This window comes from Stenotrophomonas rhizophila, from assembly GCF_020857975.1.
GTDB classification, from domain to species: Bacteria; Pseudomonadota; Gammaproteobacteria; order Xanthomonadales; family Xanthomonadaceae; genus Stenotrophomonas; species Stenotrophomonas rhizophila_C.
This window is the reverse complement of record NZ_JACWUO010000002.1, coordinates 202,593-216,690: the sequence shown is the minus strand read 5'-3', so window position 1 is coordinate 216,690 and position 14,098 is coordinate 202,593. Positions and strand designations below refer to the sequence as shown.

Annotated in this window: 13 protein-coding genes; 10 read left to right on the top strand and 3 right to left on the bottom strand. The window is 67.6% G+C overall.

Annotated elements, in window-relative coordinates:
- The first annotated feature begins 80 nt into the window (after positions 1 to 80).
- From IC535_RS02920 to IC535_RS02890, 7 genes are all read left to right on the top strand, one after another.
- Positions 81 to 1,409: a dicarboxylate/amino acid:cation symporter gene (locus IC535_RS02920; protein ID WP_228884323.1), complete on the top strand. Its 1,329-nt coding sequence runs from the start codon at positions 81 to 83 to the stop codon at positions 1,407 to 1,409.
- A gap of 305 nt (positions 1,410 to 1,714) precedes the next feature.
- Positions 1,715 to 2,242 (top strand): hypothetical protein, encoded by a 528-nt coding sequence (locus tag IC535_RS02915; protein ID WP_228884324.1) that lies wholly within the window; start codon positions 1,715 to 1,717, stop codon positions 2,240 to 2,242.
- The gene (locus IC535_RS02910; RefSeq protein WP_228884325.1) at positions 2,239 to 2,880 is read left to right on the top strand and encodes a hypothetical protein; all 642 of its coding nucleotides are present in this window, start codon (positions 2,239 to 2,241) and stop codon (positions 2,878 to 2,880) included. Before IC535_RS02915 ends, IC535_RS02910 begins: the two co-directional genes overlap by 4 nt.
- Before the next feature lie 44 nt (positions 2,881 to 2,924).
- Complete coding sequence (locus tag IC535_RS02905; protein ID WP_228884326.1) at positions 2,925 to 4,325, top strand: adhesin; 1,401 nt, start codon at positions 2,925 to 2,927, stop codon at positions 4,323 to 4,325.
- 134 nt (positions 4,326 to 4,459) lie between these two features.
- A complete protein-coding gene (locus IC535_RS02900; protein ID WP_228884327.1) occupies positions 4,460 to 5,158 on the top strand; it encodes a C39 family peptidase in 699 nt (232 codons plus the stop codon).
- 8 nt (positions 5,159 to 5,166) lie between these two features.
- Complete coding sequence (locus IC535_RS02895; RefSeq protein ID WP_228884328.1) at positions 5,167 to 5,928, top strand: hypothetical protein; 762 nt, start codon at positions 5,167 to 5,169, stop codon at positions 5,926 to 5,928.
- A gap of 47 nt (positions 5,929 to 5,975) precedes the next feature.
- On the top strand, positions 5,976 to 7,277 hold the full coding sequence (locus tag IC535_RS02890; protein WP_228884329.1) for a hypothetical protein: 1,302 nt from the start codon (positions 5,976 to 5,978) through the stop codon (positions 7,275 to 7,277).
- 201 nt (positions 7,278 to 7,478) lie between these two features.
- Here IC535_RS02890 and IC535_RS02885 read toward each other — a convergent pair whose 3' ends face one another.
- The 3 genes from IC535_RS02885 to IC535_RS02875 all read right to left on the bottom strand — a co-directional run bounded on the left by IC535_RS02885 (position 7,479) and on the right by IC535_RS02875 (position 10,544).
- Complete coding sequence (locus tag IC535_RS02885; protein WP_228884330.1) at positions 7,479 to 8,813, bottom strand: sigma-54 interaction domain-containing protein; 1,335 nt, start codon at positions 8,811 to 8,813, stop codon at positions 7,479 to 7,481.
- Between the two features lie 286 nt (positions 8,814 to 9,099).
- Positions 9,100 to 9,873: a C40 family peptidase gene (locus IC535_RS02880; RefSeq protein ID WP_429000310.1), complete on the bottom strand. Its 774-nt coding sequence runs from the start codon at positions 9,871 to 9,873 to the stop codon at positions 9,100 to 9,102.
- Between the two features lie 131 nt (positions 9,874 to 10,004).
- Complete coding sequence (locus tag IC535_RS02875; RefSeq protein WP_228884511.1) at positions 10,005 to 10,544, bottom strand: C40 family peptidase; 540 nt, start codon at positions 10,542 to 10,544, stop codon at positions 10,005 to 10,007.
- 109 nt (positions 10,545 to 10,653) lie between these two features.
- Here IC535_RS02875 and IC535_RS02870 point away from each other — a divergent pair, with 109 nt between their 5' ends.
- The 3 genes from IC535_RS02870 (at position 10,654) to gorA (ending at position 13,973) form a co-directional block, all read left to right on the top strand.
- Positions 10,654 to 11,133, top strand: coding sequence for an FKBP-type peptidyl-prolyl cis-trans isomerase (locus tag IC535_RS02870; RefSeq protein WP_228884331.1), 480 nt, complete (start codon positions 10,654 to 10,656; stop codon positions 11,131 to 11,133).
- Positions 11,134 to 11,222: 89 nt separating this feature from the next.
- Positions 11,223 to 12,482 (top strand): DUF418 domain-containing protein, encoded by a 1,260-nt coding sequence (locus IC535_RS02865; protein ID WP_228884332.1) that lies wholly within the window; start codon positions 11,223 to 11,225, stop codon positions 12,480 to 12,482.
- A 135-nt stretch (positions 12,483 to 12,617) separates the two neighbouring features.
- Positions 12,618 to 13,973 (top strand): glutathione-disulfide reductase, encoded by a 1,356-nt coding sequence (gene gorA, locus IC535_RS02860; RefSeq protein WP_228884333.1) that lies wholly within the window; start codon positions 12,618 to 12,620, stop codon positions 13,971 to 13,973.
- Positions 13,974 to 14,098: the final 125 nt, after the last annotated feature.

Below are 14,098 nucleotides of genomic sequence, written 5' to 3'. Positions count from 1 at the left end.
GCTGATTTTCCGTGTGCGTCTCGTTGCGGGGGCAAGGTTGGGCTAAGGTGCCTAGCTGTCGAATTCTCTCTGGAACGCTCATGAAGCTGGTCTCTGCCTGGTTGCGGATTCCGTTCTGGCAACGGGTGCTCGGCGGCTTCGTGCTGGGTGCGCTGGCCGGCTGGCTGCTCGGGCCGGCCGCGGAAACCTGGTTCGGTCCGCTCGGGGAGCTGTATGTCACCCTGATCAAGATGATCGCGGTACCGCTGGTGTTCTTCGCGGTGATCAATGCGATCTCGTCGCTGCACGGGCAGAAGTCGGTGGCCGCGCTGGGCGGGCGTACCTTCCTGTGGTTCATCATCACCGCCGCGCTGGCGGTCTGCGTGGGCCTGGCGGTGGGCACGCTGCTGCAGCCGGGCACCGGCAACCTGAGCCTGAGCATGGACCACGGCTACACGCCGCGCGAGGTGCCCAGCGTGATCAAGGTGCTGATGGATGTGGTGCCGTCCAACGTGTTCTATGCCTTGACCGGCATCGGCACCAAGCTCAACGCGGCCGGCGAAACGGTGCTGGCGCCCGGGCGCGGTTCGATCCTGCCGGTGATCTTCTTTGCCGGGCTGCTGGGTTTTGCGATGGTCAAGCTGGGCGACAAGGTCGCCGAGGCGCGCAAGCTGACCGGGCAGCTGAGCGAGATCATGATCCAGGTCACCCGCTTCGTGCTGGAGATGACCCCGCTGGGTACCTTCGGCCTGATCGCCGGCCTGGTCGGCAGCTACGGCTTCGAGAAGCTGCTGCCGCTGGGCAGTTTCGTGCTGGCGCTGTACGTGGCCTGCGCGTTCCACATCGTGGTGGTGTACGGCGGGCTGCTGTTGTCGCATGGCCTGAATCCGCTGAAGTTCTTCCGTGGCGCGGCGCCGGGCATGCAGGTGGCGTTCGTGAGTTCGTCGAGCTTTGCGGCGATGCCGGCGGCGATGCGTTCGATCACCCACAACCTGGGGGTGAACAAGGATTACGCCTCCTTCGCGGTGCCGCTGGGCGCCAGCATCAAGATGGACGGCTGCGGTGCGATCTACCCGGCGCTGTGCGCGGTCTTCATCGCCCAGTACACCGGCACCCCGCTCACCCCGGAGCAGTACATCGTGGTGTTGATCGCCTCGGTGCTGGGCAGTTTCGGCACCGCCGGCGTGCCGGGCACGGCGGTGGTGATGGCCACGGTGGTGTTGAGCGCGGCCAACCTGCCGCTGGAAACCATCGGCTACCTGTATGCGATCGACCGCATCCTGGACATGATGCGGACCATGACCAATGTCACCGGGCAGATGCTGGTGCCGGTGCTGGTGGCCAAGGAAACCGGGTTGCTGGATCAGTCGGTATACGACAATCCCTCGACCAACCTGGGTGTGGACGAGCTGGAGAAACGCGCGTCCTGAGCACGGCTGGTGCGATCCAGACCAACGGGCCCGCCGATGCGGGCCTGTTCGTATCCGGCAACCTGAGCAGGGGCTGTAACGGGTGTATCGACCGGTGCAACACCGCTGATACACCCCCTGCCAGGCCAGCAAGCACGGGAATGCGGCGGCAGGATGCGCTGGTTCAGCCGGCCGGTTGCCAACGGCGCTGTAACATTCCCGTTGCGCCATGAGCCCGGGCAGGCCGACCAAACCCGCGCCATTGCAGGGTTTGGCAGTTGGCACGATTGCTGCGTTACCCCTCGGCACGTTTCGAGGAGGGCGCCATGGACCGCATTGCCGCACATCGCACGACCCGCGCCAGCGTTTGCCTGCTGGTCGCGCTGGCGTCGCCGATGGCCGCGCAGGCCTCCGGCGCGCGCCAGGGGGTGAAGGCGCTGCCCGGTGAGATCGTGCTGCTGCGCGATGTCCCGGCACGGCCTGCCTACCGGCCGGCACCGCCGGGCATGGCACTGATCGCCGATCCCTCGCCCAAGCGCGAAGTGGGGCAGGCGCTGGGAACCGCGACCGGTCTGGACGAACTCAGCGACGCCGACTACGCCGCGCTGGGCGCCAACCCCGGCGCCGGGGCCGGGCACGTCCCGACCAGCATCGAACGCGCTACCGGTACCAACGTCAACGCCACCCTGGGCAAGGCCAACGACAACGGCATGCTGTCCGGCGGGCAACTGAGCAATGCGATCGGCGGGCCGATGGGCGCGGTGAGCGGGGCGACCCGTGGCATCGGCGACCAGGTGCGCGGCGCGCTGGCGCAGTTCCCGCTCGGCGCAGCTGCGGGCGGGCCGGGCAAATGAAGCGCCTGCACCGACTGCTGCTGGCCACGGTCACGGCCATGGCATCGCCGCTGCCACTGCAGGCGCAGCAGGCCGTTGACTACTCCGGCATGCTGTCCTATCTCACTACCAGCCGCATCGACGGCCGCGCGCTGTCCGCTGCCGATGGCGCCATCACCGTCAACATGGCCGCCGGCGATCTGAACCAGCAGGCCAACCTGCTGGCCATCGCCAATGGCGACAACGCGCACATCGCCATCAATGCCCGCCAGCAGCACCGCGCCAACCGGGTGCTGGGCGAGGGCGCGATGGATGCCAGCGCCAGTATCGGCGGGCAGGCACTGAACGGCGCCAGCGGCGTCGTGATGATCAACCAGGCCAGCGGCACCGGCAACGCGACGCTCAACGTCGTCGCTGCCACGCTGGCGCAACAGGGCATACGCGAGTCCAGCGACGAGGCCTTGGCCGCGTCGGAGGCGATCGCGTCAGCAGGGGGGCAGGGCACCGCCAACAGCGGCACGTCCGCTGGAACCCGCAGCGTGGCGGTGGAAGCCACCGCGCTGCAGGGCTTGGCCGGCGTCCTGCAACTCAATCAGGTCGCGGGATCCGGCAACGCCACCGCCAATCAACTGAGCATTTCGGTGCAGTCCACCCCGTGAGCAGTCACATCCACCCGATTGTCTGTGATGAGAGAGAGGGCAGCATGAATACCAACATGAAACGGACCGTACTGGCACTGGCCATCGCCGCCGCATCGGCCTCGGCCGGCGCCAATGGCTGGGGCGACAACCAGAACCAAAGCGCCAACATCAACCACGTGCACAACGTGACCGAAACGCGCACCAATACCAACACCGATACCGATACCAGTACCGATTCGCGCACCTGGAACCGGACCCGCAATAGCACCACCAACACCAACAGCACCAGCAATACCACCGTCAACAGCGATGTGACCCGCAACCGCAATGTGACGGTCAACGAGAACAGCAGCATCCAGGCCAACGAGCGCAAGGAAAAGAACAACCACGGCGTCGATGTGAACCTGGAAAAGGACCTGCGCCTGAGCTCGGACATCCGCTTCTCCGGCGACCCGGAAATCACCGGTTCGATCGACCTGGATTCGGCCGCGATCGCGGTGATCGACAACCGCCAGTCGATCAGCAACAACACCGCAGCCAACAGCCTGGTCACCAACAGCGCCTCGATCGCCGATGACGTCGGCACCGATGCGTCGGGCAACCTGGGCTTCAACGTGGCTGCCGGCGACAACAACGCGCAGGACAATGCCGCCTCGCTGTCGGCGGCCGACGCGTCCTTCAGCTTCGGCATGGCCGATGCCGAGGTGTTCGTCAACCAGGCCGGTACCGGCAACACCACGCTCAATGCCGGGGTGACCAATGCCGCCGGCCTGGGCGGGGCTGCCTTCAGCGGTGCGTCGGGCAACCTCGGGGTGAACATCGCTTCGGGCAACAACAACGAGCAGAAGAATGCGCTGGCCGCCTCGGTGGCCACCAGTGCCTATGCCACTTCCAGCATCAGCTCCAACCAGGTGTCCTCGGGCAACAGCGTGGCCAACGCCGGCTACCTGCGCTCGATGACCGACACCGTCGATGTCAGCCTGCGCGGCCGCGTGGCCGGCGGCACGCTGGCGGTGGGCGCGGGCACCTACAGCGGCAGCGGCAACGCCTACCAGAAGGACAACTACTACCTCGACACCTGGAACGGTGAGCTCGACCATCCCAGTGGCAGTGCCACCGGCCACATCGATATGGACAACGAGATCCAGAACGCAACGGCCAACCCGAACCGGGAAGGCGTGGGCGGTATCGCCTTCGATACCGATGAGAGCGGCACCAGCCGGTTTATCGAACTGGGGGTGGCCGACCTGTACGCCAGCCTGAGCGGCACCGTCTCCACCACCCGCTGGGTGAACGTGGATGCGACCAACACCGCGGCACTGTCGGGCAGCGCGTTCTCCGGCGCCACCGGCAACATCGGGGTGAACGTCGCGGCCGGCACCGGCAACCTGCAGGCCAACAGCCTGGCATTGGCCGTTGCCCAGCCGTCCACCGGCGGCGGTGGCGGTGGCCCGGAACAGTAAGTCTGTCCGGTTTCGCAGGCAACACGCGTTGAGCGCAACAAGCCCGGCCATCCGCCAATGACCGGGTTCCCGGGGGTCCCTGTCCCATCCTCCCCCTTTGGGGCAGGGGCTCCCACCTATCCGGAGCCACGCCGATGTTCAAGCACGCACTGTGCGGGTCGTTGTTGCTGCTGTTGCTGCCGTGTGGCGCCGTGCGCGCCGGCGAGGTCGGTTTCAGCGGCGTGCTGCCCAATGGGGCGGTGCTGACCCGGCACGTGGAAAGCATGCAGGAGCAGCGCTTCCGCAACGTGGTGCGGCAACACACCGATTACAGCTGCGGCGCGGCCGCGCTGGCCACCCTGCTGCGCCACGCCTACCACCTGGAGGCCGACGAGGGCACGGTGATCGAAGGCATGATGGGGGTCGCCGACCCGCAACTGGTCCACCAGCGCGGTTTTTCGCTGCTGGACGTCAAGCGTTACGTGGAATCGCTGGGCATGCGTGGGCGCGGTTACCGCGTCGATGAAGAGCGCCTGCGCTCGTTGCGCGTGCCCGGACTGGTGCTGATGGATGTGCGTGGCTTCCGCCATTTCGTGGTCCTCAAGCAGGTCCGCGGCGATGTGGTGGATCTGGCCGACCCGATCCTGGGCAATCGCAGTATCCCCGTCAGCGAATTTCTCGCGGCATGGCCGTCGCGCGCCGTATTCGTCGTGATCGGCAGTGACTTCGATCGCAACACGGTGCTGCTGCAGCCCGGGCAACGGCCCAGTGCGCGTTCGCTGTATGCGCGGCAGGGGCCGATCACCGAAGCGGAGCTGGTCGATTTCGGCTTCACCCATGCCGACTTGTTCTAGGAGGCACCATGAACATCGCACGCTGGACATACGGCGTACTGCTGCTGACCCTGCTGGGGGCTGCACCGGTGCATGCCGATGAAGGACGGCCCGGCAAGGGCCTCAACGAAATCCCCGATCCCGAGCTGAGCCTGATGCGTGGGCGCTACGCGGTCAACGGCAGCAGCGTGGCCTGGTTCGGGGTGACCATGATCACCCAGTGGAACAGCGGTGGGCAGGCAGCCCGCAGCGCGCTGACCCTGGGCATGGATTTCCGTGCCGGCGGCGCGCCGAAAGTGAGCTTCACCCCATCGGTGACGGTGACCGCCGCCGATGCGCCGCTGCCGGTCTTCACCGGCCGCAGCATCGATGCCAGCGGCCTGCACAACGTGGCCGGGCTGACCCAGAGCATCCAGCTGGCCGGTGACGGCAACCTGGCCCACAACACCACCGCGCTCAACGTGCGCGATGGCGATGTGCCCGCCGCAGCGACCGCACAGGGCCAGACGCTGGCCAGCGTGCAGCAGGGCCGGGTCAACGCGGTGGCGCAGCTGGACGGCAACAACGCCAGGGTGCAGCTGCAGATCGACGGCGTCGGCGCGGTGCAGCAGTGGATCCGCAGCGGCAGCGTCGGCCAGAGCATCGTGCTGGGCAGCGACGGCCAGGCTGCCAGCAACCGCATGCAGATCGATCTTGTCAGGCAGTCCCTGGCCAGCAACGTTCCGCTGAGCCAGAACGTGGCCCAGGCGATGACGCTGGTGCGGGGCGTGGGCATGGGGCCGGGCCAGTAATCCCAGGGCCGGGCAGGGGGCACGACAACACAACGCAGGCCAAGGCAATGCACACCTCGATACGGGCAACACCGCTGGCGCTGGCGGCGCTGGCACTGATCGCCGCCGCCGGCGCGCAGGCGCAGGCGGCACCGGCCAATGAGGCCGACGTCAAGGCGCTGATCGCGCAGCTGGAAACCCTCAAGGCCAACTACGCCCAGGAAGTACGCCGGCTGCGCGAACTGGACATGCAGGTACAGGCGATGCAGGCCCGGCTGTCCGGCAGGACCGCCGCCGCGCCCGGCGGCACTACGCCACCACCGCTGCCTGCCACTGCGCCGGCAGCAGCGGCCGGCAATGACGGCTACGCCAGCAGTGCCGAAGAGGCCCAGCAGGCCAGGCAGGCTTCGCGGCGCAGCGTGGACGACGTCAAGCAGCAGCAGGCGGCCTTGTTCAGCCGTCGCTTCACCGTCGAAAACAGCCTCACCTATGCGCGCTATGACCGCAAGCAGGTCACCCTCAACGGCTTCCTGGCACTGGATGCGATCTTCCTGGGCAACATCGCCATCGAGAACGTCGAATCGGACACGCTGACCTACAACCTGGCCGCGCGCTGGGGTGTCAGCCCACGGTTGACCCTGAACCTGGATGTGCCCTACCTGGCGCGCAAGACCGTGTTCCAGAAAGGCGGTGCCGGTGGCTCGGCCGCTGCCATCGCGCAGGAAGAGACCACCGGCACCGGCATCGGCGATGTCGGCCTGAGCGCCAACTACCGCCTGTTCGCCGAACACGGACGCTGGCCGGAGACGGTGCTGACCGTGGGTGCCACCGCACCGACCGGACGGGCGCCGTATGGGCTGGACTGGACGGTGCTGGAGCGCGATGACGACGACTACATCCGGTTTGCCGTGCCCGAGCAGCAGCCCACCGGCAACGGTGTCTGGCAGGCCAATGTGGGGCTGTCGGCGGTCAAGACCGCCGACCCGGCGATCCTGTTCGCTAACATCGGCTACATCCACTCTTTCCCGCGCGGCTTCGACGACCTGGATGCCAACCCCGATACGGTCAACCCCGGCGAGGTGAAGCTGGGCGGGTCGTATTACTTCGGTGCGGGCGTGGCGTTTGCCTTCAACGAGCGCACCAGCCTGAGCATTTCCTTCAGCGACAAGCTCAGCAGCCGTGCGTCCACCCGCTACCGCAACGGGCAGTGGTTCAAGGTGATCGGCAGCGACGCCAATGCCGGCACCCTCAACCTGGGCATCACCTATGCGCTCAACCGCAACACCACCCTGGTCAGCATGCTGGGCATCGGCCTGACCCCGGATGCGCCGGACTTCACGCTGGCCTTCAAGGTGCCGTACATGCTTTGAGCAATATTGCTCAAAGCATGTAGCGCATTCCACCTAAACCCCCGCGCCTTCGGCGCGCGACCTCCCGTTCCGGGAGGTTTTTGCATTCCACCTAAACCCCGCGCCGTTGGCGCGCCCCCTTTAACAAAAAGGGGGCTCCTTGCCTGATGGATTTGAGGAGCACTGCTGATGGGTACAGATGGTGCTGCCGGTTTGAGCGGATCAGCGCAGTTCGGGGAGGGCGAGCTGGTGCTTGCGGCACAGGCGGTAGATGGTGACGCGCGATACCTGCATGTGGCGGGCGCAGGCGCTGATGTTGAAATCGGCCTGGCGCAGCGCCCGCAGCAGGGTGTCGCGTTCGGCCAGGCGGCGCGCGTCGTGCAGCGGGTATGGGATATCCGGTTGCGCCGGTTGCAGTTCCAGATCGCCGGCATCGATCAGCTCGCCTTCGGCGACGATCGCCGCGCGCTGTACCCGGTTGAGCAGTTCACGCACGTTGCCGGGCCAGGCAAAGCTCTCCAGTGCCAGGATCGCCTCGCCGGTGAAGCCGCGCGCGCGGGTGACGTGGCGGTCGCGGAAGCTGGCCAGGAAGTGGCGTGCCAGCAGGGCGATGTCGCTACCGCGGTCGCGCAGCGGCGGTAACGGCAGGCGCAGCACGTTGAGCCGATAGAACAGGTCGCGACGGAACCGGCCCTGCGCTACCGCCTGTTCCAGGTCGACATGGGTGGCCGCCAGCACGCGTACGTCTACCGCCAGCGGCCGGTTGCTGCCGACCCGCTCGACGGTGCCTTCCTGCAGTACCCGCAGCAGGTTGGTCTGCGCATCCAGCGGCAGGTCGCCGATCTCGTCCAGGAACACGGTGCCGCCGCTGGCCGTCTCGAACAGGCCCAACCGCCGGCTGGCCGCGCCGGTGAAGGCGCCGCGCTCATGGCCGAATAGTTCCGACTGCACCAGCGCGGCGGGGATGGCCCCGCAGTTGACGGCCAGGAACGGGCGCGCATGGCGCGGCGACAACGCATGCAGGGCCTGGGCGGCCAGTTCCTTGCCGGTGCCGGTTTCGCCGGTGATCAGCACCGGCAGGTCGACCGGTGCGAATTTGCGGATGGCCTGGCGGGCGACCTGCAGTACCGCGCTTTCGCCGATCAGCGACGGCGCGCCGTGCACGGGCGGGCACTGGGCATCGCCGGCCAGCTGCTGCAGGCGGCTGACCATGCGGGCCAGGTCGAGCGGGGCGGCATAGGTTTCCAGGCAGCCGGCCAACAGCGGTTGCAGGGCCGGCAACGGGGGCGATGTTGCGGCCGGCAGGATCGCCAGCAGGGCCATGTGCCGGTGCTGGTCGAGCAGGGCCTGCAGACGGGCGGGATTGTCCGGCACGGTGGTGCGCAGGTCGAGCAGCCCGACCACCTGGTCGCGGCCGCGCATGCCGATGGCCATGCACTCGTCGGTGACCACCCCGCGCACCTGCCAGCCGGCCGCGGCCAGGGCGGCACGCTCGGCCGGCAAAGGGTGCCCGAACCAGATTACACACCGGGCCGGAACATCAGGGACTGCCGCCATGCGTCACCGTGTCGACGAAGGGTTCGGGCGGTACCTGGGTCAGCGTGGGTGCCATGGACGTGCCGCCCCACGTCCGGGTCCGTCGCCCGCTGCCGTTCGGCCGCAGACGCATCGTCGGCCGCCAATGGCTGGCAACGACTACAGGTACAACGCCGATTGGGACGCGCAGCGGCCATCAGTCCGGGCGACGGTGCGCCCATACCCCTCCCAGGCAGGATGCGGCTGGCCCAACGAAAAAGGCCGCTGCAGGGCAGCGGCCTTCAGGCAGGGGGCGTGCAGCCGGCCGTTACAGGTCGACGCGGCGGGCCTGCATGAACTTGCCGCTCCAGTAACCGCTCGTCAAACTGTCCACGCGCACATCCTTGCCGGTGCTCGGGGCATGCAGGAAGCGGCCTTCGCCGACATAGATGCCGACATGGTCGACCCGGCCCTTGCGGCCGAAGAACACCAGGTCGCCGGCGGCCAGCGCATTGCGGTCGTTGATCAGCTGGGCCTCGCCGTCGTGGGCCATCTCACGCGAAACGCGCGGCAGTTCGATGCCCAGGGCAGTGCGGAACACGTAGCCGACCAGGCCGCTGCAGTCGAAGCCGCTGTCCGGCGAGGTGCCGCCCCAGCGGTACGGCGTGCCCAGCAGGGTCATCGCGCGGCGCAGCAGGGACTGCACCTTGCCGTTGTCGGCCGCGCCACCGACCACCGCGCCATTGGCGGTGCTGGCATCGTAGTTGGCGAGCAGGCGGCTGAGATCGCCGGCGAACATCGCCGAGCGGTCCATCAGCGGGATGGTGTCGTTGGCCGCCAGGTGCGGCAGCAGGGCGGCGAGGGTGGCGCTGGCAGCGGCATCGGCCTTGCTGCGGGCGGGGGCATCGGCCTTGGGCTTGGCCACCGCGGAGGATTCGGGGGTGCTGGCGCCAGCCGGAGCGGCGTCTACAGCGGTTGTCGGTGCGGTCTGGGCCCAGGCCGGAAGGCTGGACAGGCAGAGGGCAAGGGCGAGGAAAACGGGTCGGGTGCTACGCCTGGGGGCGGCGGTCTGGCCTTGATTTGGCAGGTCGGCTGTCGTCACGCGGCGGTCACTGAATAAAAACGATGGGTGATCATGCCGTGTAAGCCGGGTGATTAAGTACAAATTTCGTTAAATTTTCGTTTAGAAACATGTGATGTCCATCACAAAATTTGACCTTGCCCCTGTTCAGTTTAGTGCAGGACACGTTTCGCGCCGGTGTAATGGTCCTTCCAGTACGACCCGCCCAGCGAATCCAGGCGGACCGTGCCGCCGGTGCTGGGGGCGTGCACGAAGCGACCTTCGCCGACATAGATGCCCACGTGGGAAACACTGCCGCGGCTGCCGAAGAACACCAGGTCGCCCGGTGCCAGCCGCTGCGGGTCGATCTTCGGGCCCTGCACCGCGGCCAGGTCGCGCGAGGTGCGCGGCAGCTTCAGGTCGAGCATCTCGCGATACACATAGGTCACCAGCCCGCTGCAGTCGAAACCGGACTCGGGGGTGTTGCCGCCGTAGCGGTAGGGCGTACCGACCAGGCCGATGGCGCGCATCAGCACCGCGTTGGCCGCCTGCGGGTCGTTCGGGGCAACGCTGGGCCAGACCCGGGTGGCGGCCGGCGGTGCGGACGGGCGGCTGTTCTTGCCGCCGCCGCAGGCGGCGAGCAGCAGCGTGACGGCCAACAGGGACACGCCGAGGCAATGGCGGAGTGCGGTGGAAACTGGCGTCAGCTGCATGATGTCCGGATAATGCGCCATCTCAGGAGGCCGTCATCATGGCGGCGTATCCGGCGGGCGACAACCCGCCCCACCCGTCTGCCCCGGCAGCGACCACCCAGAGTTGCGCATGAAGATCGAAAAAGACCGCGTCGTCCGTTTCCACTACACCGTTGCCGAGCAGGGCCAGGAGCCGATCGAAAGCTCCAGGGACCGTGATCCGCTGGCGATCCTGATCGGCCACGGCAACATCATCCCGGGCCTGGAAAACGCCATGATGGACCAGGAAGCCGGCGCGAGTTTCGATGTCGATGTGAAGGCAGCCGACGCCTACGGCGAGCGCCGCGAAGGCCTGACCCAGCGCGTGCCGAAGAAGCATTTCGGCAATACCCGGCTGGTCCCGGGCCAGCAGGTGGTGCTGCAGACCAACTTCGGCCCGCGCGCGGTCACCGTGCAGAAGGTCGGCATGAGCGTGGTCGACGTCGACCTGAACCACCCGATGGCCGGCAAGGACCTGCATTTCGCGGTGGAGATCATCGACGTGCGCGAAGCGGCGGCCGAAGAACTCGAACACGGCCACGTGCACGGCGATGGCGGTCACCAGCATTGATTGATGCAGGTCCGGGCGTCGCCCGGGCCTGCCCCTGCGCTGGTAGGGCCGACCCACGGTCGGACACCAGCGGCGCAGGCAACGGCATAATGGCCGCCCCGGTCCACGGATTGCCTGTGAACGCTGCTTCCCTTTCCCTGCAGCCAGTGGCTGCAGGCGACCGCATCGCGGTCCTGGATATCCTGCGCGCAGTGGCGCTGATCGGCATCCTGCTGATGAACATGGAGGCCTTCAGCGGACCGCTGGACCTGTCCTTCACCGGCATCGACCCGCACTGGCAGGGCCTGGACTATGCCGCCGACGCGCTGGTCTACGTGCTGGTGCAGGGCAAGTTCTTCACCCTGTTCTCGCTGCTGTTCGGTGCCGGGTTTTCGATCATGGCCCAGCGCGCCGAGGCGGCGCGGCGCGATTTCACCCCGTTCTACCTGCGCCGCAGCGCAGCGCTGCTGCTGATCGGCCTGTGCCATGCGCTGCTGGTCTGGTCCGGCGACATCCTGATGATCTACGCGCTGATGTCGCTGCCGCTGCTGGCCTGCCGAGAGGCGCCTACGCGCTGGCTGCCGGCGATGGGCGTGCTGGTCTACCTGGGGGCGGCGGTGCTGATGCTGCTGCTGGGCGCGATGATGGGCCTGGCCGCGCAGGTGGAGGTGGGCAACGCGCAACTGCGCGAGACGCTGGTGCAGGCCGAGCAGGTGATCCAGCAGCAACGCCAGGCCTATGGCCACGGCAGCTACGCGCAGGCGGTGCTGCAACGCCTGCATGACCTGGGCGCCTCATCCACCGCGATCGTGGTGGTCGGCCCGGAAGTGCTGGGCATGTTCCTGATCGGCAGCTGGTTCGGGCGCAGCGGCGCGCTGGCCCACCCCGAACGGTTTGAACGCCTGTACCGCCGTCTGCGCTGGATCGCCCTGCCACTGGGGCTGGCGTTGATGCTGGGCAGTGCGGTGTGGGTGCCGTATGTAGCGCCGGGTACGTTCACCCCGGTCACCGGGGCCGCCTTTGCCCTGTCCTCGATCGCCTCGCTGCTGATGTGCCTGGGTTACCTGGCCTGGACCGTGCACGCGCGCCGGCACCTGCAGTGGCTGGCGCCGATGGGGCAGATGGCCTTGACCCATTACATCGGCCAGTCGCTGGTCTGCACCCTGGTGTTCTATGGCTATGGCCTGGGGGCGTTCGAACAGCTGCCGCGCGCGTGGCAGCTGTCGTTCGCCCTGCTGCTGTGCGCCCTGCAGCTGGCGATCAGCCATGCCTGGCTGCGCGTTTTCCGCTTTGGCCCGCTGGAATGGCTGTGGCGCGCGATGACCTACCGGCAGTGGCCGCCGTTGCGGCGGCGACCCGTACAGGGCTGAGCGGCCGGCACCGGTGCCGGGGTGGATCGCAGTGTTCGGCCCATCCTCACCTCTGCTGCGCACCTGCGCATGGCATGCTCGGGTTGGATATCGGGTCGATCGCCGACCCTGCACCTACCAAGCCGAGCGATGCTTATGACGATGCAATACGACTATGACCTGATCGTGCTGGGCGGTGGCTCCGGCGGATTGGCCGCGGCGTTCCGCGCCGCTCAGCATGGGCAGCGGGTGGCGATGCTGGAGCCGGGTGAGCTGGGCGGCACCTGCGTGAACGTGGGCTGCGTGCCGAAGAAGGCGATGTGGCTGGCCGCCGACCTGGCCGAGCGGATCGGCATGGCCGCGGCGATGGGTTTTGACGTGCCGCTACGGCCGGCGCTGGACTGGAAGGAACTGGTGGTGCACCGCCAGGCGTATATCGCCAACATCCACGCCAGCTATCTCAAGCGCCTGGACGACAGCAAGGTGGTGCGGGTACCGCGCCGTGGCCGCCTGGTCGATGCGCATACGGTGGAATGCAGCGATGGGGTGCGCATCAGCGCCGCGCACATCCTGATCGCCACCGGTGCCCACCCGCAGCGCCCGGACATTCCGGGCGCGGAACTGGGCTCGATCTCCGATGACTTCTTCAACCTGTGCGGTGCGCCCGAGCGGGTGGCGATCGTCGGTGGCGGCTATATCGCCGTCGAGCTGGCCGGGCTGCTGCAGGCACTGGGCAGCAGGGTGAGCCTGCTGGTGCGCGGTGAGCGCCTGCTGGAACGCTTCGATGCGGAGTTGACCGCGCAGCTGGCCGAAAACCTGCGCCACCAGGGCGTGCAGCTGCACTTCAACTACCGCCTGCGCGAACTGCGCCGCGAGGCGGGGTCGATAGTCGCCTACGGCCACGACGGCCCGCATGACGCCCATTTCGATCAGTTGTTCTTCGCCACCGGGCGCCGCGGCAACAGCGCCGGGCTGGGGTTGGAAGCACTGGGCATCGTGGTGGGCGACAAGGGCGAGGTGGAGGTCGACGATTGGCAGACCACGGCCGTGCCCAGCGTGCATGCGGTCGGCGACATCGCCGGCAAGGTCGGCCTGACCCCGGTGGCGATCGCCGCGGCGCGCAAGCTGATGGACCGTCTGTTCGGTGGCAACCCGCAGGCGAAGATGGACTACGACAACGTGGCCAGCGTGGTGTTCTCGCATCCGGCACTGGGCGCGGTCGGCCTGAGCGAGGAAGACGCGCGCCAACAGCACGACGACGTACGCGTATACCGCAGCAACTTCCGCCCCATGCTGCAGGCGCTGTCCGACGGTACCCAGCGCAGCCTGTTCAAGCTGGTCTGCGTGGGCGAGGAAGAGCGCGTGGTGGGCGTACACCTGCTCGGCGATGCCGCCGATGAAATCCTGCAGGGCTTCGCGCTGGCGGTGAAGATGGGCGCGACCAAGGCCCAGTTCGACGACACCGTGGCGATCCATCCGACCTCCGCCGAGGAAATCGTGCTGATGCGGTAGCAACGCGCAGTCGCGCATCGCTCCCAAGGTTTGCGATGCAAACTTTGGGCCCCGCTTCACCATCACCCGCATCCCCGCGCCTGTCGGCGCGCCCCCTTGATTCAAGGGGCTGCTCCACCCGCCTG

Coding starts and splice junctions, on each gene's coding strand:
- gorA (WP_228884333.1), top strand. CDS start 12,618: ATGACGATGCAATACGACTATGACCTGATCGTGCTGGGCGGTGGCTCC.
- IC535_RS02895 (WP_228884328.1), top strand. CDS start 5,167: ATGAACATCGCACGCTGGACATACGGCGTACTGCTGCTGACCCTGCTG.
- IC535_RS02910 (WP_228884325.1), top strand. CDS start 2,239: ATGAAGCGCCTGCACCGACTGCTGCTGGCCACGGTCACGGCCATGGCA.
- IC535_RS02890 (WP_228884329.1), top strand. CDS start 5,976: ATGCACACCTCGATACGGGCAACACCGCTGGCGCTGGCGGCGCTGGCA.
- IC535_RS02870 (WP_228884331.1), top strand. CDS start 10,654: ATGAAGATCGAAAAAGACCGCGTCGTCCGTTTCCACTACACCGTTGCC.
- IC535_RS02865 (WP_228884332.1), top strand. CDS start 11,223: ATGGCCGCCCCGGTCCACGGATTGCCTGTGAACGCTGCTTCCCTTTCC.
- IC535_RS02875 (WP_228884511.1), bottom strand. CDS start 10,544: ATGCAGCTGACGCCAGTTTCCACCGCACTCCGCCATTGCCTCGGCGTG.
- IC535_RS02900 (WP_228884327.1), top strand. CDS start 4,460: ATGTTCAAGCACGCACTGTGCGGGTCGTTGTTGCTGCTGTTGCTGCCG.
- IC535_RS02915 (WP_228884324.1), top strand. CDS start 1,715: ATGGACCGCATTGCCGCACATCGCACGACCCGCGCCAGCGTTTGCCTG.
- IC535_RS02920 (WP_228884323.1), top strand. CDS start 81: ATGAAGCTGGTCTCTGCCTGGTTGCGGATTCCGTTCTGGCAACGGGTG.
- IC535_RS02885 (WP_228884330.1), bottom strand. CDS start 8,813: ATGGCGGCAGTCCCTGATGTTCCGGCCCGGTGTGTAATCTGGTTCGGG.
- IC535_RS02905 (WP_228884326.1), top strand. CDS start 2,925: ATGAATACCAACATGAAACGGACCGTACTGGCACTGGCCATCGCCGCC.